The organism is Devosia ginsengisoli (genome assembly GCF_007859655.1).
Lineage (GTDB): Bacteria > Pseudomonadota > Alphaproteobacteria > Rhizobiales > Devosiaceae > Devosia > Devosia ginsengisoli.
Genome location: NZ_CP042304.1, coordinates 3,887,541 through 3,906,311, shown reverse-complemented (window position 1 = coordinate 3,906,311; position 18,771 = coordinate 3,887,541). Strand labels below are relative to the sequence as shown.

The window sequence follows — 18,771 nt, the reverse complement described above, 5'->3', positions numbered from 1 at the left end:
GGACCGATGCGGGCGGTGGCACTTTGTCGCCGCCCGTTTTCGTTCAGCGCGGCGCGCCGACGACCCATTGTTCGAGATCGATCGAAGTGCCCGTCTGCAGGCCCGACAGGTCAGAGAGCAGATAGACCGTCAGCCGGGCGACCTCGTTCGCTTCCAGCAGGCGGCCCAGCGGCAACTGATCTGCGACCTGCTGCGCCCAATCCTCGCCCTTGCCCAAAATCCTTGCCTGCATGTCCCGCTCGCCGTCAGTGGCGGCCCAGCCCATATTGATGCCATTGACCCGGATGCGATCGGCGATATGGGCATTGGCCGCGTTGCGCGTCAGCGTGGCGAGCGCGCCTTTGCTGGCCGAATAAATTGCCAGTTCCGGCGTGCCGCAATGGGCATTCATCGACTGGATATTGACGATGGAGCCGGGTGCCTTGCGCTCCCGCAGATGCGCAATCATCGCCGACATCAGCAGGAAGGGGGCTCGGGCATTGACGGCAAAGAGCTTGTCCCAGATGGCGGCCGTGCCATCGAGGAAGGTGGCGCGGTCGGTCAGGCCCGCGGCATTGACCAGCCCGTCGAGCGGGCCATTGGCCAGCGCCTGTTCCATCAGGCGGGCCGGGGTTTCGGGATCACCCAGCTCACCGAAGACCAGCTCGGCACCGGGAATTTCTGCCAGCGCCCGCTCGCCCTTGCCGGCATCGCGTCCGGCCAGCACGATACGGCTGGCTCCGTTGGCCTGGGCATGGCGCGCGATTTCGAGGCCGACGCCCTGAAAGCCACCGGTGATCAGCACGGCCTTGCCCAGCAGGCTCTGTCCAAAAGGCGCGGTCATGGACGTCTCCAGGCTCAGCTTTGGTCGGTGATCCGCACATAGACGGCGGTGACGGCCAGAATGATCGCGCCGAACAGCAGGCGCCGGGCGCCTTCGGGGATCTGCAGCAGCGTCAGCAGGGTGCCGAGCACGGTGAGGATCAGCGCCCCGACAATGGTGCCCGAATAGCTGCCGCGCCCGCCGAAGATCGAGGTACCGCCGATCACCGCGGCGGCGACCGATGGCAACATCAGCGAATTGGCCAGCGACAGCGACGGCGCGCGGATGATGCCGACATAGAGCAGGCCGGTAATGCCGGCGATAAGCCCGACCAGCGTATAGAGCGCCATCAGCACCTGCCAGGAGCGCACGCCGGAGAGGCGCGTAGCATTCTCGTTGGCCCCGAGAGCATAGAGCAGGCGGCCAAAGCCGGTGCGCCGCAGGCCCCAGAGGATGAGGATAGCGAAGGGTACGAACAGATAGAGCGCATTGGGCATGCCGAAGGTGCGGCCGGTACCCAGGAACTCGAAAAAGCCGGGGATTTCCGAGCCGGTATTGATGACGTAGCGCTGATAGACCTGCAGGCATCCCGTGCCGATCAGTCCGGTGCCCAGCGTCATGATGAGCGGATGGACGCGGCAGATGCCGACGCCAAAACCATTGACCAGTCCCATCAGCACGGCTGGAACCAGCGCCAGTACGATGGCAGCCGGGCCGCCGACCAGCGGCGTCAGCGTAGCGACGACGAAGGCGCTGACCGTGGCCACGACGCCAGCCGAAAGGTCGATGCCGCCAGTGAGCATGGTGAGGGTCTGGCAGGCGGCCAGCATGGCGAGAGGAATGGCGAAGCGGATGGTGTTGCCCACCCAGCGCTCATTGAAAATGCCGGGTTGCAGACCTTCCAGCAGGGCTACCAAGGCACAGAGCAAAAGGATCAACGGGATGACCGGGTTCTCGCGGATGATCCGGGTGACATACTGCAGCGGTGAAATCGTCTCGACGGGCGTTGCCATCAGCGCGGTCCTCTCATGGCCAGCAGGCCGCCAATCATCACTACGGCCACCATGATGATGCCCTCGATAATGGTGGTTACGTTGGGATCGACCGACAGCAGGGTCAGATCGAGTCGCAGCGTGCGCAGGATGAACACGGCGATGATCGGGCCGAGCAGGCCGCCGCGGCCGCCGGTCAGCGATATGCCGCCGAGCACGACGGCGGCGACGCTGGCCAGTAGATAGGGCCCGGCTATCGGCTCGCCGATGCCGGTGCTGAGGGTGATCGACAGGCCACCCAGCGCCGCGAACAGGCCGGCAAAGGCGTAGGCCGCCACGCGGGTCAGTCCGATCGGCACGCCGGAGCGGAAGGCCGCATTCTGGTCGCTGCCGATGGCATAGATGGACAGGCCCAGCTTGGAACGGCGCAACGGCAGCCAGATGATCAGCGTGAACGCCACCAGCACGACGAAAGCCCGGGGCAACCATGCCGTCAGCTCCGGCGGCAGGCCGGGGATGGTCACCCCGCCCACGACCAGCGCGCGTAGCCAGGGCGCCGCCGTGCCGCCCGGCGCATTGAGGATCAGCAGCGCCACCCCTTCCCACACGAACAACATGGCAAGGGTGACGACGATATCGGGCACCCGCGTCAGCACGATGAGCAGGCCGTTGATAGCGCCCATCGTCACGCCGGCAAGCAGGACAATGAGCACGACCAGTCCGGCGCTGGCATCGCCCATCTGCTGCATGAGCAAGGCCGCGATGACCCCCGCGACGGCCATGATGGAGGCCACGGACAGATCGATGCCGCCGGCGATGACCACGATACCCATGCCAATCGTGGCAAACGCAAAAGGCAGCGCCGCGCGCGCCAGTGAATCGAGGCCGGAGGCGCCGAAATTAGGCTGAATGATGCGGGTGGCGACGAGCAGGATAACTAGGATGGCGAACAGCCCGAGCGACCAGCTGTGGCGGGTGAGGAAGCGCGTCATGGCTGCGCCTCCGTCGCGGACGGTTGGCGTTCGACTTCGGTCAAGCCATAGGCGGCCCGCATCAGGTTCTGTTCGCTGGCCTGACTGGCCTCGATGACATCCACCACCCGGCCGCCGAAGATGACGATGGCGCGGTCGCAGGCCAGTGCGACCTCGTCGAGCTCGGACGTGTAGAACAGGATGGATGCACCCTGCCCCGCCAGTTCGCGCAGCAGCGGATAGATCTGATGCTTGGTGCGCACGTCGATGCCGCGGGTGGGATCGAACAACAGCAGGGTTTCGACCCCGGCAGCCACCCAGCGGCCGATGGTGACCTTCTGCTGGTTACCGCCCGAAAGGCGCCGGACCTCGGCCTGGGCCCGCATGTCGATCTGCAGCCGCTCGACTGCATCAGCGACGCGCGCTGCTTCCCGGCGCATCGGGATGGCGCCCCACTTCGAGGGATGAGCCAATTGCGGCAAAGCGATATTCTCGCGCACCGAGCGCAGCATCAACAGGGCATCCTTGCGGTCGCCAGGCACCAGTGTCAGGCCGCGGGCAATGGCGTCGGCCGGGTGGCCGAAACTGGCAGGCTTGCCATCGACCTCGATGGTGCCGGAACGCGCCCGGCGGAAGCCGGCAAGCACGTCGAACAGTTCGTCCTGCCCTTGCCCTTCCAGCGCCACGACGCCAAGCACTTCGCCCTTGTGAAGGTCGAATGATACATCGGCGAGCTTCGAGCCGGCGCCGATGCCGCGCACCTGCAGGCGCGGCGTTGCAGCGGCGGCCGCGCTGTCGCGGGCGCGTGTGCCACTCGCTTCGATGCGGGTGGGAACGCCGCCCAGCATCAGCTCGACGATCTTTTCCTCGATACCGGGCTCGATGGTGAAATCGCCCACGGTAACCCCGTCGCGCAGCACCGAGGCCCGATCGCAGACACGGGCAATCTCGGCAAAGCGGTGTGAAATATAGATCACAGAGCGCCCGGCATCGGCCTGGGCGCGGATGACGGTGAGCACGCGCTCGACCAGATCGGTGGGCAGGGCGGCGGTCATTTCATCGAGCATCAGCACCTTGGGCTCCTTGGCGAGCGTCAAGGCGAGATCGAGAATGCGCAGGGTGGCCAATGGCAGGTGTGCAATGGGGTCATCGAGCCGCAGATCGGCAATGCCGAGTTCATTGATCCAGTGCCGGAACGGTTCTACAGGCACATCGACGAGCCGCAGATTGTCGGCCACGTCGAGATCGGGAATGAGCGAGGGTTCCTGATAGACGGGCATGATGCCCGAACGTCGCGCCTGCGCGGGGGAGGCGAAGCGGCGATCCTGCCCGTCGAGATGGATATGGCCGGCATCGGGCCGCAGCGCACCGGTGAGAATTTTGACGAAGGTCGATTTGCCGGCCCCGTTCGCCCCCATCAGGGCGACAATTTCACCGGCAGCTACCGTGAGCGACGCATCCTTGAGCGCCACGACGGCGCCGAACCGCTTGGCCACGCCGCTTGCGTCCAATAGCGGACGCCCAGAAGCTGCTTCCGTCATGCCGACGACACCTTGCCCTTGCCTGATCGGGAGACGTCCCCGGCCCTGCGGCCGGGGACAGGTTCAAATCACTCGCCGGGACCCTTGCAGGCGATGATTTCTTCGGTCGTGTAGGTGGTGAAGTCCGGGATCGAAACGCTCACCGGCCATTCAGGATCGAGGTTCGGATTCTGCGCCTCGGCGATCTTGGCCTTGCCTTCATCCGAAACGTTGTCCCAGAGCTCGGGCGCCACCAGCACGGTCTTGTCAGCCGGCGCGTTGCCTTCGAGAATCTGCAGGGCCAGCGTCACGCCGGCACCACCGATCGAGCCCGGATTGGTCACCGCGGCGCCGACGAGACCGTCGACGCTGGCAAGCTGACCGACGAAGCCGGCATTGTCGGCACCGACGATCGGTACCAGCGGTGCATCGGATTCGACGAAGGCGTCGACGATGACGTTGTCGATACCCGAGGTCCACACGCCGTCAAACGGAATGCCGGTCGCCAGATAATCCAGTATCTGCTGCTTGCCCTGGTCCTGCTGCCAGCCGGTGAACACTTCCTGGGCCACTTTCACGCCCGGGAATTCGGCCAAAGCGCGCTTGAAGCCTTTGTCGCGATCGTCATCGGCAGAAGCGCCGGCGGCGCCGCGCATGTAAACCACGCTGCCCTCGCCGCCGATCTGCTCGAACAGCCACTTGGCGCCGAGATAGCCGTATTCTTCCTGATTGTTCGACAGGACATAGGCGGACGGCTCGGTGACGGCCTGATCGACCGCAACGACAATGATGCCGGCATCGGTCGCTTCCTTGACGGCCGCATTGATGCCTTCGGGATTGGCCGGGTTGACGACGATGGCGTCGACGCCGGCCTGGATCAGGTTGCGGATGTCTTCGAGCTGGCCGGCAGCGTCAGTATTGCGGTGGGCGATATTGAGCGACGACACCAGGCCGGAATCGAGAGCCTGCGCCTTGATCGCGCAGATCATTTCCTCGCGCCAGCCATTGCCCTGCACGGTATTGGAGACACCGATCGTATATTCCTGCGCCGCGGCAATGCCGCCGAGCCCGACAAAAATGGAGACCGCGCTGGCGGTCACGAGCAGCTTGTTCATATTAGTCCTCCCTTGAGACTGTGGTTATCCTTGCATATTCTTTTGGTTACTTCACGTATGGATTGAGCACGTCGCGAGCCAGCAGAAAGCCTCGCTTGAGCTTGTCGTCACTTCCCTCGAAATTGCGGTCCTCGTGCTCGATGATGACAGGTCCATCGTAGCCCGCATGGTAGAGGCCGGAGAAGAACCGGGCCCAGTCGATATCGCCGAGGCCCGGCATGCGCGGCACCTGCCAGCCGATACCGACCGACATGATACCGTTTTCGTAGAGCCCGTCATGGTCGATCATCACATCCTTGGCATGGACATGGACCATTTTCGGGCCGAATTCGCGGATGAAGCGTGGCTGGTCGATCATCTGCCAGACCAGGTGAGACGGGTCGTAATTCATGCCGACCCCCTCGCCCCAGGTGTCGAAAATGCGCCGCCAGATTTTGGGCGAATAAGCGATATTGTGCCCGCCGGGCCATTCGTCATGGCTGAAGATCATCGGACAATTCTCGAAGGCCAACGTCACACCGGCATCGCGGGCATGGGCCACGACCCGCGTGAAGATGTCCTTGGCGCGTACCCAGTTTTCCTCGACATTGAGCCGACGGTCCCCGCCCATGAAGGTATTGACCACAGGCACGCCCAACAGGCCGGCGGCGGTGATGACCTTCCTGAGGTGGCCGATTACCGCGTCCCGGTGGGCTGCATCTTCATGCAGGGGATTGGGATAATAGCCCAGGCCGGAAATGGTTATGCCCCTGGCCGTCAGTGCCGCGACGATCTCGGCGGCCTGGCCGGCGGAAAGGCCGTCGACATCGATATGCGACGTGCCGGCATAGCGCCGCGTTTCACCGCCCGAGCGGGGCCAGCAGGCGATTTCCAGCGCCGAAAAGCCGTTGGCCGCGGCCCAACCGGCCACCGTCATCAGATCGGTATCGGCAAACGGAGCCGTCAGAAATCCCAGCTTCATCCTTGTCCTCCCACATCGACCCAGCCGCCTTCCCTGGCGCTCCTGATTACAGCATCGCAGAACAGCATCTCATAGTGGCCATCTTCGAAGCTGGCGTAATTTGCCTGTTCGGAGCGCCGGCCGGCCAGTATGTCGGTGTAGACGGCGCGGAACAGGGAAAAGAACGTATCGGCAAAGCCTTCGACATGACCGCCGGGCAGGCTGGCTGCAGCGCTGCCCAGGGCGTTCATCAGGCCCGGATCGCGTTGCAGGACCTGATTGGGCACCTCGCGATGGCCGAGCCATAGGTGATCGGGATGCTCGGAATCCCACGCAGCGGAACCGTCGGCGCCGGAGATTTCCCAATTCATTGCATTCTTGCGGCCATGGCTGACCTGGCTGGTGGTGATCGAACCGCGCGCGCCATTGGCGAAACGCAGAAGGATCAGCGCGGCGTCGTCGGTTTCGATATGGCGGGCCTCGCTGGCCTGGCCACCGGCCTTGGCAAAGGTCTCGACCGGTCCGAGCGGACGCTGGCGTTCGGGAATGAAGGTGGCGAGCTCGGCCAGGATCGCCGTCGGTCGCGCTCCGGCGATGAAACTGACAAGGTCGATCCAGTGCGTGCCGATATCGGCAACGGAGCGCAAGGTGCCGCCTTCATCGGTTTCCAGCCGCCAGTTCCAGTCACTCGCCCGGGCCAGCCAGTCCTGGTGATAATGCCCGGTGACGAGGCGGATATCGCCCAGATCGCCCGCAGCGACCATGCCGCGCGCCTGCTGATTGAGCGGGTAGAAGCGGGTGTTGTAGCAAACGGCAGCGACGCGGCCGCTGGCGCGTGCCAGTTCGACCATTTCCGCCGATTCAGCTGACGTCATGGCCAGCGGCTTTTCGCAGATCACATGCTTGCCCGCCGCCAGGATCGCCTTGACCTGGGCGTAGTGTGCATGGTTGGGCGAGGTGACATGCACCGCATCGACCGCCGGGTCGACCAACAACTGGTCCAGCGAGTCGTAAGCGCGTGGCACGCCCAGAGCGGCGGCACGTTCGGCGCCACGGGCCGCATTCGACCCCAGCACGCCGGTAATATGCATGCCAAGGCGGCGCAATGCACCGATATGGACCGTGCCGATGAAGCCCGTTCCAATGACGGCAACGCCCAGATCGCTGAACCCGTTCATGCTCCCTCCCAAGACCGGGCGGCTCCTCTTCCGCCCAGGATAAGTTAAACGACCGAATATCCCCCATCCACCGGCATGCAGGCGCCAGTGATAAAGGCCGAAGCCTGCGACGCCAGAAACAGCACCACGCCGGCAATATCGTCCGGCTGCCCCCAGCGGCCTAGCGGGGTGCGTGCATTGACATTGGCCACATGGACCGGGTCGGTGCGACTGCGAGCGGACTGCTCGGTGACGATGAAGCCGGGCGCCACCGCGTTGACCCTGATGCCATCGGGCGCCCAGGCAATGGCGAGCGACTTGGTCAACTGCTCGACCGCCGCCTTGCTGGCGCCATAGGCCGGATTTCGCGGGCTGCCGAAGCGGGCATACATCGAGGCGATATTGACGATATTGCCGCCCCGCGCCTTCAGATGCGGATGAAAGGTCTCGGCGGTGCGGAAGGTGCCGTGCAGGTTGACGTTGACAACCTTCTCGAAAAAGCTCGGCTCCATCTCCTCGCCGCGGGCGGTGATGGCGGCGCAGTTGACGAGCACGTCAAGCCGGTCGATCGACTGGCCCAGGGCGCGAACGGCTTCGCTATCGGTGACGTCGAGCCGCGCATAACGGAAGCGCGCGCGATCCTCCTCGGCCGGCTGGTCCTCGACGCCGGTAATCGTCACATCGGCGCCGGCCGCCTGGAATGAGCGGGCGATGGCAGCGCCGATGCCGGCCCGGCTGGCGCCGATAACCAGCACGGATGCTCCGGAAAAATCGAACCTGGCCTGCATGCCGATATCCCCCCCGAGCCCCACCATCGCCGAGGACCGAGGCTCTTGCAATCTATTTTTCGTTTTTCGATTTTTGGTTTTTTGATTTCATTTTGGTGGATGCCGATTGTTTCGCGCGCAACCGCCGCCCGAGGCTGACAATGATGGCCTGGCACACGACCAGAGCCGGCACTTGCGAGCGGAAATGCCCCAGCCTGGCCTCGGTGACATAGAGGACATGGCTGGCCGGGCCGACGACCGGGCTGAGCTCATTGTCCGTAATCGCCAGCACGGTGTGCCCGTGCTCGGCAGCCAGGCGCGCCGCCTCGACGGTTTCGGGCGTATAGTCATCAAAGGTGACGACCAGTAGCACGTCGTTCTGGCCCATCGCGCCGATCTGTTCGCGCCGCATGGCGCCGAGATTGTCCACCAGATGGGCGCGCTTGCCGATATTGGCGAGGCCGTAGACGGAATACGCCCCTATGCTGAAGGCGCCGCGCGCTGCCGCCACATGCACCACGTCGCAGGCGGCCAGGGCATCGACAAAAGCCGCCAGTTCGTCGCGATCGAGGCTCTCCTCGATGCGGACCAGCGAATTGACGGCCGCCTGCACGAAGCCTTCGAACACCCGATCGGAATCGTTGAGATCGGCATCACCGATCTCGCCGGTGCGCAGCTTGGTGACGCGGTCGGCATAGGGCAGCCGCGGCCCGACCAGCCGTTCGCGAAACACGGCCTGCAGGTCGGCAAAGCCGACAAAGCCGAGCTCCTTGGCAAAGCGCGTAATGGTCGCCGGCGGCACCTGGGCGTGGTCGGCCAGGGTCACCAGCGTACTGATCGCCACCTCTTCAGGATGGTTGAGGAAGAACCGCGCGACCTGTCCGAGCCGCCGGCTGAGCGAATCCTGCCGCTCGGCGAGCACGGCACACAGGCTCTCATAGTCCCTGATCGGCGGGCGCGGCGCGCTGGCGCTCATGGTTCGGCTCTGCTCCCCTGGCCTGGTCGGCGGGAGCCGATGCTTGCATGTCCGCTGCCGGGTCGGCAAGCCGAGCAACATGACTTGCCCTCACCCGTCCTGCATGGTCTCGTAGCGTGCAAAATAGGAGAAATCGACATGAACCCCGTGAGAATTCTTGTCGTTGGCCTGGGGAATATGGGGCGCTCGCATGCCATTTCCTATCACCGCAATCCGGGCTTCGAAATCGTCGGGTTGATGAGCCGGTCGATCCAATCCGCCACCATCCCGGACGAGTTGCAGGGCTATCCCCTGTTCGAGGATTTTGACGGCGCCATGGCCGCCACGAAGCCGGACGCCGTCTCCATCAATTCCTGGCCCGACACCCATGCCGACTATGCCATCAGGGCGATGGAGGCGGGGGCGCATGTGTTCATGGAAAAGCCGATTGCCACTACGATTGCGGATGCGCGGAAAGTCGTGGCGACGGCGCGTCGAACCAATCGTAAGCTGGTGCTGGGGTATATCCTGCGGGTCCACCCGAGCTGGATCAAGTTCATCGAACTGAGCAAGACACTGGGCAAACCACTGGTCATGCGAATGAACCTCAACCAGCAGAGCAACGGCCCGGCCTGGACCGGCCACAAGAACCTGATGGATTCGCTGATCCCGATCGTCGATTGTGGCGTCCACTATGTCGACGTCATGTGCCAGATGACCGGGGCGAGGCCGGCCCGCGTCCACGGCATCGGCGCCAAGCTCTGGGAGGCAGCCGACAAGCCCAATTACGGGCACCTGCATGTCACCTTCGACGATGGTTCGGTGGGCTGGTACGAGGCCGGCTGGGGACCGATGATGAGCGAGACGGCCTATTTCGTCAAAGACGTGATCGGCCCCAATGGCGCGGTGTCGATGGTGCCCGCATCGTCGGAAGGCAAGGACAAGCTCACCGAGGTGACGGACTCGGCCGATATCGACCGGCACACCAAGACCGACATGCTGCGCTACCATCATGCCGAGGTCGGGCCGGACAAGAATTTCGTCAAGCCGGACGACTTCATCTCGACCGAGGACGAGCCGACGCATCAGGAATTATGCGACCGCGAGCAGGCGCTGTTCCTGCGCGCCATCCGCGAGGATATCGACCTTGATGACGCCATGGACGCGGCCGTCAACAGCCTCGAAATCGTTCTGGCCGCGGAACAATCGATCAACGAAGGGCGCGTGGTCGAACTGAAATAAAGCCTGCCGCAACTCATCCCGGCTGGCCTGGTCCGGTGTCATGCGATGCCGAAAACCATGCTGCCAGTTCGGCAGCGTTGCGAACACCGAGGGACCGCATCATCCGCAGTCGGTGCGCCTCGACGGTTCGCTTGCTGAGACCGATTTCAATGGCAATGGCAGCATTGGTCTTGCCCTGCGCCACCAGGGCCAGGATTTGTCGCTGGCGGCCGGTCATGGTGGCGTCAATGACGGACCGGCTCATCGGCTCGAAACAGTAAAGCGCCTCGGCAAAGGGATCGACATCGTTGCGGGAGCGGCCATTTACCCGGCACCAGAACCGCTGGCCACCCGCCCCCACCATGATCCGCTCATCGTAATAGACCTGCCCGCCCGGCAGGTTGCTGCGCCACATCTGGCCGGTGCGGACGAAATCGGCCAGTTCGGGGTAGAGCCGAGAAAAGCTCTGATCGATCAGATCCTGGCGCAGGAAGCCGAACAGCGCAGCGAATTCGGCATTGCAATCGCGGATGATGCGATGGGTCGCAAACACCATGGGCACCGGAATTTCTCCCAATGTGTAGCGCCGGGACGGGCGATCCGGGCCTGCGGGGAGAGCTGCATCCATAGGGTATAAATACGACTAACCGAGCCGCGCGGGCAAGACCTAACCTCTCTCCAACGGCGCCACTGCGACAAGCAGGACGGGCCAATATCAGCGAAAGCGCAGGGAGGACGAGCTTTGCAAAAGGTCCATGCAGACGCGACAACGGCCATGGCTGGCTTGCTGGCCGACGGGATGACGATCATGTCGGGCGGCTTCGGACTATGCGGCATTCCCGAAACACTCATCGCCGCGATCAAGCTGTCCGGCGTGCGGGATTTGACAGTGGTTTCCAACAATGCCGGCGTCGATGGCATCGGCCTCGGAATCCTGCTGGAAACCCGGCAAATCCGCAAAATGGTCTCGTCCTATGTCGGGGAGAACAAGCTGTTCGCCCAGCAATTCCTGGCGGGTGACCTGGAGCTGGAATTCACCCCGCAGGGCACCCTGGCCGAACGCATCCGCGCCGGCGGCGCCGGCATCCCCGCCTTCTTCACCAAGACGGGCGTGGGCACCATCATTGCCGACGGCAAGGAAGTCCGCGAATTCGACGGCGAGCACTATGTCATGGAGCGCGGCATTGTCGCCGACGTGGCCATCGTCCATGCCTGGAAGGGCGATACCGAAGGCAATCTCGTCTACCGCAAGACTGCGCGAAACTTCAATCCGATGATGGCCACGGCCGGCAAGGTGACGGTGGCCGAGGTGGAGCATCTGGTCGAGGCCGGCGAGATCGAGCCGGACCAGATTCACACGCCCGGCATCTTCGTGTCGCGCCTGGTGCATGTGCCCAATTCGACCAAGCATATCGAGCAGCGCACCGTGCGCCCGCGCACACTGGTGGAGGCAGTCTGATGGGCTGGACACGCGAACAGATGGCGGCCCGCGCCGCCCGCGAATTGCAGGACGGTTTCTACGTCAATCTCGGCATCGGCATTCCGACGCTGGTGGCCAACTATATTCCCGATGGCATCGATGTGCGGCTGCAAAGCGAAAATGGCATGCTGGGCATGGGTCCGTTTCCCTTTGAAGGGGGAGGAGGATGCCGACCTGATCAATGCCGGCAAGCAGACCATCACCGAACTACCGCAGACCAGCTTCTTTTCCAGCGCCGACAGCTTCGGCATGATCCGGGGCGGCCATATCGACCTGTCGATCCTGGGGGCAATGCAGGTTGCCGAGAATGGCGATCTCGCCAACTGGATGATCCCCGGCAAGATGGTCAAGGGCATGGGCGGCGCCATGGATCTCGTCGCCGGCGTCAAGCGCGTCGTGGTCGTGATGGAGCATGAGGCCAAGGGCGAGCCCAAGCTGCTCAAGGCCTGCACGCTGCCGCTGACCGGCCAGCGCGTCGCCGACCTGGTGATTACCGATCTGGGCGTCTTTACGCTGGAGCGGCGCGGCGAGCCCCGCATGGTCCTGATCGAGCTGGCCGAGGATGTCAGCGTCGAGGAGATCACCGCCAAGACAGAAGCGACCTTCACCGTTGGGCTATCGGCCGGAGAAAAGGCATGAGCGATATCGTCATCGTCGGAGCGGCCCGCACGCCGGTCGGCAGCTTCATGGGTGGGCTGGCAACAGTGCCGGCGCATGAACTCGGTGCCACCGCCATAAGGGCTGCACTCGACCGCGCCGGTGTTCCGTCCGAAGAGGTCGACGAAGTCATTCTCGGGCAGGTGCTGACGGCAGGCGCCGGACAGAACCCCGCGCGGCAGGCCGCCATGCGCGCGGGCATTTCGCAAGGCGCGACAGCCTGGAGCCTCAACCAGGTCTGCGGCTCCGGCCTGCGCGCCGTGGCGCTCGGCATGCAGCAGATCGCCACGGGCGATGCCAGGATCGTCGTGGCAGGTGGGCAGGAATCCATGTCGCTGGCGCCGCATTGCCAGCGCTGCGCGCGCCCGCGAAAATGGGGCCGATCACCCTGGTAGATACGATGATGGTCGATGGCCTGATCGACGCCTTTGGCGGCTACCATATGGGTATCACTGCCGAGAATGTGGCCCGCCAATTCGGCATCGACCGGGCGACGCAGGACGGCTTTGCGCTGGCTTCGCAGCAGAAAGCCGCGGCGGCCCAACAGGCGGGGCGGTTCAAGGCGGAAATCGTGCCGGTGACGGTCAAAACCCGCAAGGGCGATGTAGTGGTGGATGCCGATGAATATATCCGCGACGATGCCAGTGCTGAAGCCTTGGGCAAATTGCGGCCCGCCTTCGACAAGGACGGCACCGTCACGGCCGGCAATGCCTCGGGCATCAATGACGGGGCGGCGGCGCTGGTGCTGATGGCGGCGGACGAGGCGGCGCGACGAGGCCTGACGCCGCTGGCGCGCATTGCCGGCTGGGCCACTGCTGGGGTCGATCCGGCGGTCATGGGAACCGGGCCGATCCCGGCATCGACAAAGGCATTGGCTAAGGCGGGCTGGAGCGTGGCCGATCTCGACCTGATCGAAGCCAATGAGGCTTTTGCTGCACAGGCCTGCGCGGTGAACCAGGCCATGGGCTGGGATCCGGACAAGGTCAACGTCAATGGTGGCGCCATCGCCATCGGCCACCCGATCGGTGCGTCTGGCGCAAGAATTCTGGTGACGCTGCTGCATGAACTGACGCGTAGTGACGGGCGGCGGGGCCTGGCCACGCTCTGCATCGGCGGCGGCATGGGTGTGGCGCTCTGCGTCGAGCGCCCATAGGGCGTCCAGCTAGAGTGCGCTCTGGATATAGGTGGCCTTGAGGTAGAATTCCTTGGGCCGCTGAATGTGGGTGCGGATGATCTCGCCCAGCGCGACCCCCTCGCCGCGGGCGATGGCTTCGATCATGGCGAAATGCTCGGTAATGGCGATTTCGCGCAGTTCCTCATTGGGGAAAGCACGCGTGCGGATCGGGTGTGTGGCGAAGGTATAGTGGATGATGGCATCAGCCAGCTGCTGGTTGCCAGCCGCACGATAGAGCGTCTCGTGAAATGCGTTGTTGAGTGAGAACACATCGGCGAAATGCTGGGTGCGAGACGCTTCGCGGTGGCGCGTGGCGATGTCGGTCAGCCGGGCCACCAGTTCCTCGCTGGCCGGCCGACTGAAGCGGGACGCCGCCCGCATCTCCAGGCATTCGCGGATGTCGTAGAGTTCCTCGATCTCGGCGATCGAATAGTCGCGCACCTGCACGCCCTTGTTGGGCTGGCGGATGGCGAGGCCAAGGCGTTCGAGCTCGTCAAAGGCTCGCCGAACGGCGTGCCGAGTCGCCCCCGTGCGGGCAATGATCTCGTCTTCGACCAGCCGCTCGCGCGGGCGATACTGCCCCGAGATGATGCCACGTTGAAGGTCGCGATAGACCGTATCCCAGGATTTTCCCTGTTCTGTCAGCGGCTTGGCAGATCGCATCCTGTACAGAATCCTCATTGTTTGCACAGGCGAGACTAGCGGAAAGGCACGGGTCGCACAATCATCGTTGACATTATCGATAATAATAACGATGGATATGTCGATCAGGAGGATCACCCGTGTATCGCATAGGCAGTGGCGCCGGCTTTTCCGGCGACAGGATCGACGCAGCCCAGTCGGTGGTGGCAGCAATTGCCGCAGCCGGTCAGGGCGGAGCGGTGATTTTCGAGACGCTGGGTGAGCGGACCCTGGCTCTCGGCCAGATCGCCAAGAGGCTCGATGCGTCGCGCGGCTACGAACCACTGCTCGAAGATATCCTGGCGCCTATTCTTTCTCAGGCTGTGGCCGCCGGGATTGTCATCGTCGGCAATTTCGGCGCAGCCAATCCACCGGCCGCTGCACGGGCCATCCAGGCGCTGGCCGATCGGCTCGGGCTTGGCACGTTGCGGATCGCAGTGGTCGGTGGTGACGATCTGGTCGGCAAGATCGATCTCACCCGCACCGAACGCTGGGATGGCGATGGGCGGCTGCCGGGCCTGCAGGGCGATGTGATCGCCATCAATGTCTATATGGGCGCCTCCGCCATTGCCGAAGCAATCGCTGCCGGCGCGCAGATCGTGGTTACCGGCCGCGTGGCCGATCCGGCTCTCGCGCTGGGCCCGCTGGTGGCCCATTTCGGCTGGGCCTGGGACGATCTCGATCGCATGGCCGCCGGCACGCTGGTGGGTCATCTGCTCGAATGCGGCGCGCAGGTGTCAGGGGGCTTTTTCGCCGATCCCGGCGTCAAGGACGTGCCCGACACCGCCAATATCGGCTTCCCCATTGCCGAGGTCGAGGCCGATGGCAGCTTCGTGCTGACCAAGGCGGCGGGGACCGGCGGGCTGGTCGATCTGCGGACGGTCAAGGAACAATTGCTCTACGAAATTCACGACCCCGCCGCCTATCTGACGCCGGACGTGACGTTGGACCTGACGGAGGTCGAACTGGAAGAGCTTGGCAGGGACCGGGTGCGGGTCAGCGGAGCACGGGGCCATCCGGCACCGGACAAGCTCAAGGCCACGGTCAGCTATTACGGCGACTGGCTCGGCGAAGCCGAAATCTCCTATGCCGGTCCCAATGCGCTGGCGCGGGCCCGGCTCGCCGTGACCACCATCAAGGCCCGTCTCGAGCGACGGGGCCTCAACCTGGCGCATCGCGCCGACATCGTCGGCACGGTCAGCGCGTTCGATTCCGATGCGGGGGACCTGCTGGCCGAGTCCGAGCCACCTCTGGCAGGCGACTATCGCGTGCGCTTTGCCTTCGGCTCGGCGTCCCAGGCCGACGTCAATAGCGCCGTCCAGGAGGTCAACGCCCTCTATTGCTGCGGTCCGGCCGGCGGCGGCGGGGTGCGCCAGAGCGTTCGCCCGCGTGTCCGCACCCTGTCGCATCTGGTGGCGCGCGATGTGGTCGCGGCGCGGTTCCATTTTGCCGGAGAGCCGGAATGAACGCCCGCACCGTCAAGCTGCATGACATTGCTCATGGCCGATCCGGCGACAAGGGCAATCGGTTGAACGTGAACATCATCGCCTACCGACCGGAACACTGGCCCGTGCTGCTGGCCGAGGTGACCGAAGCCCGCGTCGCAGCGCTCTTTGCCCATCGCGGCGCCACAAGGGTGACACGGTATGAACTGCCGCGGCTGGGCGCGCTCAATTTCGTCATCGATGACGCGCTGGAAGGCGGCGTCAATTCGAGCCTGGCGCTGGATACCCACGGCAAGTGCCTGAGCTATCTCGTACTCGGAATGGACGTCCGGGTGCCCGTTGAACCCGGTGATGGCCATGAAGCCGAACCGGTGCTGCAAACCGCCCGTTAAGGGCAACAAGGGAGGAACAAATGAAACTCGATACACTGATGCGACGGACCTTATTGGCCGGAGCGTCGCTCGCCGTCATGGCGGCTCAGCCGGTACTGGCCCAGGATTTTCCACAAGGTGGAACCCTGCGCGTCGCCATTTCGCAGATGGCGCCCTCGCCCGATCCGGTCGTGACCACTTTCGGCGTCAACTGGGCCACGGCAGGCGTGGTCTGTGAAGGCCTATTCGCACTGGATGAAAGCTGGACGCCGCAACCGATGCTGGCCGACAGCTTTGCCTATGGTGAAGATGGCAAGACGCTGACCGTCACCCTGCGCGACGGGCTCAAGTTCCATTCCGGTGCCGCGCTGACCTCGGCCGACGTGGTGGCCTCACTGGAGCGCTTCCGTGAATCGGCCGGCATCGGCGCGGCCTTCAAGGGCGCGGTGTCGGCTATCACGGCGCCTGACGACAAGACCGTCTTGTTCGATCTCCCCGCTCCCTCCCCGATCATTCCGGGCCTGCTGGCGGGCTCGCAGGCCGTGATCATGTCGACGGCTTCGCTCGAAGGCGCATCGCCCACCGAGGCGACCCGCGGCCTCGACTGCACCGGACCCTATACGCTGACCGAATACCAGCCCGACCAGGGCGTCACCATGACCCGCTGGGACGACTATGCGTCGCGCAGCGAGCCGAGCTCCAGCGCGTCGGGCATGAAGCATGCCTATGCCGACCAAATCGTGTTCCGCCTGATGCCCGAGGCCTCGGTGCGCCGCGACTCGCTGATCACAGGCGAGATCGACATTGCCGGCGAGTTGCCCAGCGACTTCTACGATGCGCTTCAGAACGACCCCAATACCGAAGCGGTTGTGGTGCCCAACAACCAGTCGCTGACCGTGGTGTTCAACACCAAGGAAGGCGTGGCCGCCGACGTCAATCTGCGCCGGGCCATGTATTACGCGCTGGAGATGGAGCCGATCATGCTCGCTTCGGTGGGCAATCCGGAATTCTACACGCTCGATCCGAGCTGGATCCCCGATCCGAACTCATTCTGGTACACCACGGCAGGCGTCCCTGATGGCTTCGGCACGCCTAACCCGGACAAGGTCAAGGAATATCTGGCGGCCTCGAACTACAAGGGCGAGCCCATTCGCTGGCTGGTCGCATCCGAGCAGTACCAGAAGCATTTCCTGACCGCGATCACCGCCTCGCAGATGCTCGAGGAATATGGGATCAATGTCGAAATCGTGGAATCGCCGATGGCCAACTATATCCAGGCCCGCGCCGACGCCACGGCGATGGATGCGTTTTCGAGCTTCCTGCCGACCTATGTCGACCCGACCTCGATCGCCTATCTCAATTCCAGCTATCCCGGCTTCTGGGAAGACCCGGAAAAGGTCGAACTGATGCAGCAGATCGCCACCACCATCGACCCCGATGAACGCAAGGCGATCTTCGAGAAGATCCATGCTTTGGCTTACGACCAGTTCCCGTTCATCAAGTTCGGCACCGAGGCAAACATGTATGGCATCCGCAAGGGTGTGGGAAATCCGGCCCGCATCCCGTCGCGCGCCGGCGACTATTACAATGTCGCCCCGCCTCCGGCGAGCTGACCCATGACCGTGGTTCAGGCCGCAGCTCCCGAGCGCCTGCCTGGTGGTGATGAAGCGGCAACCTTCATCACCACCAACCCGACCCTGTGGCAGCGTCTGCTCGGCAACCCCACGGCGATGTTTTCCATCGCCGTGCTGGTGCTGCTGTCGCTCAGTGCAATCCTGGCGCCATGGTTGGCGCCGGGAAACCCGATGAAGGTCAGCCCGGCCGATCGGTTCATCGGGCCCGGCGCCGAATATTTCTTCGGCACCGACAATCTGGGTCGGGACATGTTCAAGATGGTGCTGCATGGCGGCCGCACTTCGCTGGCCGTCGGGCTGATCGTTACTGCCATCTCGATGAGCATCGCCGTGGTGCTGGGAGCGATTTCCGGCTTCTACCGGCAGGTCGATGTGGTGCTGATGCGGCTGGTTGACGGGCTGATGGCTTTTCCCGGCATCGTACTGGCAACGGCCGCCGCCGCCATTCTGGGGCCGAGCATGCAGACCGTCATCACCTCGCTGTCCATCGTGCTGATCGCGCCGTCGCTGCGCATCGTGCGCGGCCAGGTGCTGGTGGTGCGCGAATTGCAGATGATCGAGGCCGCCCGCGCCGTCGGCGTGCCGACACTGCGCCTGTTCACCCGCTATATCCTGCCGGCGGTCAGCTCCCCCATTCTGGTGCAGGCATCGTTCGTCTTCTCCGCTGCCGTACTCGGCGAAGCGGGTCTCAGCTTCATCGGCGTGGGCATCGGCCCCAAGGAGCTGAGCTGGGGCAATGCGCTGACCGAAGCGCGCAATTACATCACCCAGGCACCATGGATCGTGCTGTTTCCCGGTCTGGCACTGATGCTCACCATTCTGGCGCTCAACCTGTTGGGCGATTCCCTGCGCGATATTCTCGATCCGCGCCTGGCAAGGAGGCGCTGAC

Annotated in this window: 17 protein-coding genes and 2 pseudogenes; 8 read left to right on the top strand and 11 right to left on the bottom strand. The window is 64.1% G+C overall.

The annotated features are described in order from the left end of the window. Nucleotides 1-43: 43 nt before the first annotated feature. From FPZ08_RS19075 to FPZ08_RS19035, 9 genes are all read right to left on the bottom strand, one after another. Complete coding sequence (locus FPZ08_RS19075; RefSeq protein ID WP_146291892.1) at nt 44-823, bottom strand: SDR family oxidoreductase; 780 nt, start codon at nt 821-823, stop codon at nt 44-46. A gap of 14 nt (nt 824-837) precedes the next feature. Beyond that, entirely contained in the window at nt 838-1,815 is a 978-nt protein-coding gene (locus tag FPZ08_RS19070) for an ABC transporter permease (RefSeq protein WP_146291890.1), read from the bottom strand. After that, nucleotides 1,815-2,786 (bottom strand): ABC transporter permease, encoded by a 972-nt coding sequence (locus FPZ08_RS19065; RefSeq protein WP_146291888.1) that lies wholly within the window; start codon nt 2,784-2,786, stop codon nt 1,815-1,817. Before FPZ08_RS19065 ends, FPZ08_RS19070 begins: the two co-directional genes overlap by 1 nt. Further along, nucleotides 2,783-4,306, bottom strand: coding sequence for a sugar ABC transporter ATP-binding protein (locus FPZ08_RS19060; protein ID WP_146291886.1), 1,524 nt, complete (start codon nt 4,304-4,306; stop codon nt 2,783-2,785). The genes FPZ08_RS19065 and FPZ08_RS19060 overlap by 4 nt, the downstream gene beginning before the upstream one ends. 68 nt (nt 4,307-4,374) lie before the next feature. Continuing rightward, nucleotides 4,375-5,400, bottom strand: a complete 1,026-nt coding sequence (locus tag FPZ08_RS19055) for an ABC transporter substrate-binding protein (RefSeq protein ID WP_146291884.1) — start codon at nt 5,398-5,400, stop codon at nt 4,375-4,377. Between the two features lie 46 nt (nt 5,401-5,446). Then, the gene (locus tag FPZ08_RS19050) at nt 5,447-6,361 is read right to left on the bottom strand and encodes a sugar phosphate isomerase/epimerase family protein (RefSeq protein ID WP_146291882.1); all 915 of its coding nucleotides are present in this window, start codon (nt 6,359-6,361) and stop codon (nt 5,447-5,449) included. Further along, a complete protein-coding gene (locus FPZ08_RS19045) occupies nt 6,358-7,518 on the bottom strand; it encodes a Gfo/Idh/MocA family protein (RefSeq protein ID WP_146291880.1) in 1,161 nt (386 codons plus the stop codon). The genes FPZ08_RS19050 and FPZ08_RS19045 overlap by 4 nt, the downstream gene beginning before the upstream one ends. A gap of 44 nt (nt 7,519-7,562) precedes the next feature. Further along, the gene (locus FPZ08_RS19040; RefSeq protein ID WP_146291878.1) at nt 7,563-8,285 is read right to left on the bottom strand and encodes an SDR family NAD(P)-dependent oxidoreductase; all 723 of its coding nucleotides are present in this window, start codon (nt 8,283-8,285) and stop codon (nt 7,563-7,565) included. A 52-nt stretch (nt 8,286-8,337) separates the two neighbouring features. Then, nucleotides 8,338-9,240 carry a MurR/RpiR family transcriptional regulator gene (locus tag FPZ08_RS19035; RefSeq protein ID WP_186767083.1) on the bottom strand — a complete coding sequence of 301 codons (903 nt, stop codon included), beginning with the start codon at nt 9,238-9,240 and terminating at the stop codon, nt 8,338-8,340. 138 nt (nt 9,241-9,378) lie between these two features. Between FPZ08_RS19035 and FPZ08_RS19030 the strand changes: the two genes are divergently transcribed. Then, nucleotides 9,379-10,461 (top strand): Gfo/Idh/MocA family protein, encoded by a 1,083-nt coding sequence (locus FPZ08_RS19030; protein WP_146291874.1) that lies wholly within the window; start codon nt 9,379-9,381, stop codon nt 10,459-10,461. Between the two features lie 13 nt (nt 10,462-10,474). On the opposite strand, the gene FPZ08_RS19025 is transcribed toward FPZ08_RS19030, so the two are convergent. Continuing rightward, nucleotides 10,475-10,996 (bottom strand): LuxR family transcriptional regulator, encoded by a 522-nt coding sequence (locus FPZ08_RS19025; protein WP_146293310.1) that lies wholly within the window; start codon nt 10,994-10,996, stop codon nt 10,475-10,477. A 186-nt stretch (nt 10,997-11,182) separates the two neighbouring features. On the opposite strand from FPZ08_RS19025, the gene FPZ08_RS19020 reads away from it, so the two are divergent. The 3 genes and pseudogenes from FPZ08_RS19020 to FPZ08_RS19010 all read left to right on the top strand — a co-directional run bounded on the left by FPZ08_RS19020 (nt 11,183) and on the right by FPZ08_RS19010 (nt 13,730). After that, on the top strand, nt 11,183-11,899 hold the full coding sequence (locus FPZ08_RS19020) for a CoA transferase subunit A (protein ID WP_146291872.1): 717 nt from the start codon (nt 11,183-11,185) through the stop codon (nt 11,897-11,899). Continuing rightward, nucleotides 11,899-12,559 (top strand): annotated as a pseudogene (locus tag FPZ08_RS19015) (3-oxoacid CoA-transferase subunit B). Before FPZ08_RS19020 ends, FPZ08_RS19015 begins: the two are co-directional and overlap by 1 nt. Next, nucleotides 12,556-13,730, top strand: a pseudogene (locus FPZ08_RS19010) (acetyl-CoA C-acetyltransferase). Before FPZ08_RS19015 ends, FPZ08_RS19010 begins: the two co-directional pseudogenes overlap by 4 nt. Before the next feature lie 9 nt (nt 13,731-13,739). Here the strand turns inward: FPZ08_RS19010 and FPZ08_RS19005 are convergent. Next, entirely contained in the window at nt 13,740-14,414 is a 675-nt protein-coding gene (locus FPZ08_RS19005; protein ID WP_186767082.1) for a GntR family transcriptional regulator, read from the bottom strand. A 119-nt stretch (nt 14,415-14,533) separates the two neighbouring features. Between FPZ08_RS19005 and FPZ08_RS19000 the strand changes: the two genes are divergently transcribed. From FPZ08_RS19000 to FPZ08_RS18985, 4 genes are read left to right on the top strand one after another with little or no spacing between them, the layout of a single operon-like run. Further along, the gene (locus FPZ08_RS19000; RefSeq protein ID WP_146291868.1) at nt 14,534-15,898 is read left to right on the top strand and encodes an acyclic terpene utilization AtuA family protein; all 1,365 of its coding nucleotides are present in this window, start codon (nt 14,534-14,536) and stop codon (nt 15,896-15,898) included. Beyond that, entirely contained in the window at nt 15,895-16,269 is a 375-nt protein-coding gene (locus tag FPZ08_RS18995) for an AtuA-related protein (RefSeq protein ID WP_146291866.1), read from the top strand. Before FPZ08_RS19000 ends, FPZ08_RS18995 begins: the two co-directional genes overlap by 4 nt. 20 nt (nt 16,270-16,289) lie before the next feature. Beyond that, entirely contained in the window at nt 16,290-17,861 is a 1,572-nt protein-coding gene (locus FPZ08_RS18990; protein ID WP_146291864.1) for an ABC transporter substrate-binding protein, read from the top strand. A gap of 3 nt (nt 17,862-17,864) precedes the next feature. Further along, nucleotides 17,865-18,770, top strand: coding sequence for an ABC transporter permease (locus FPZ08_RS18985; RefSeq protein WP_146291862.1), 906 nt, complete (start codon nt 17,865-17,867; stop codon nt 18,768-18,770). Nucleotide 18,771 lies beyond the last annotated feature (1 nt).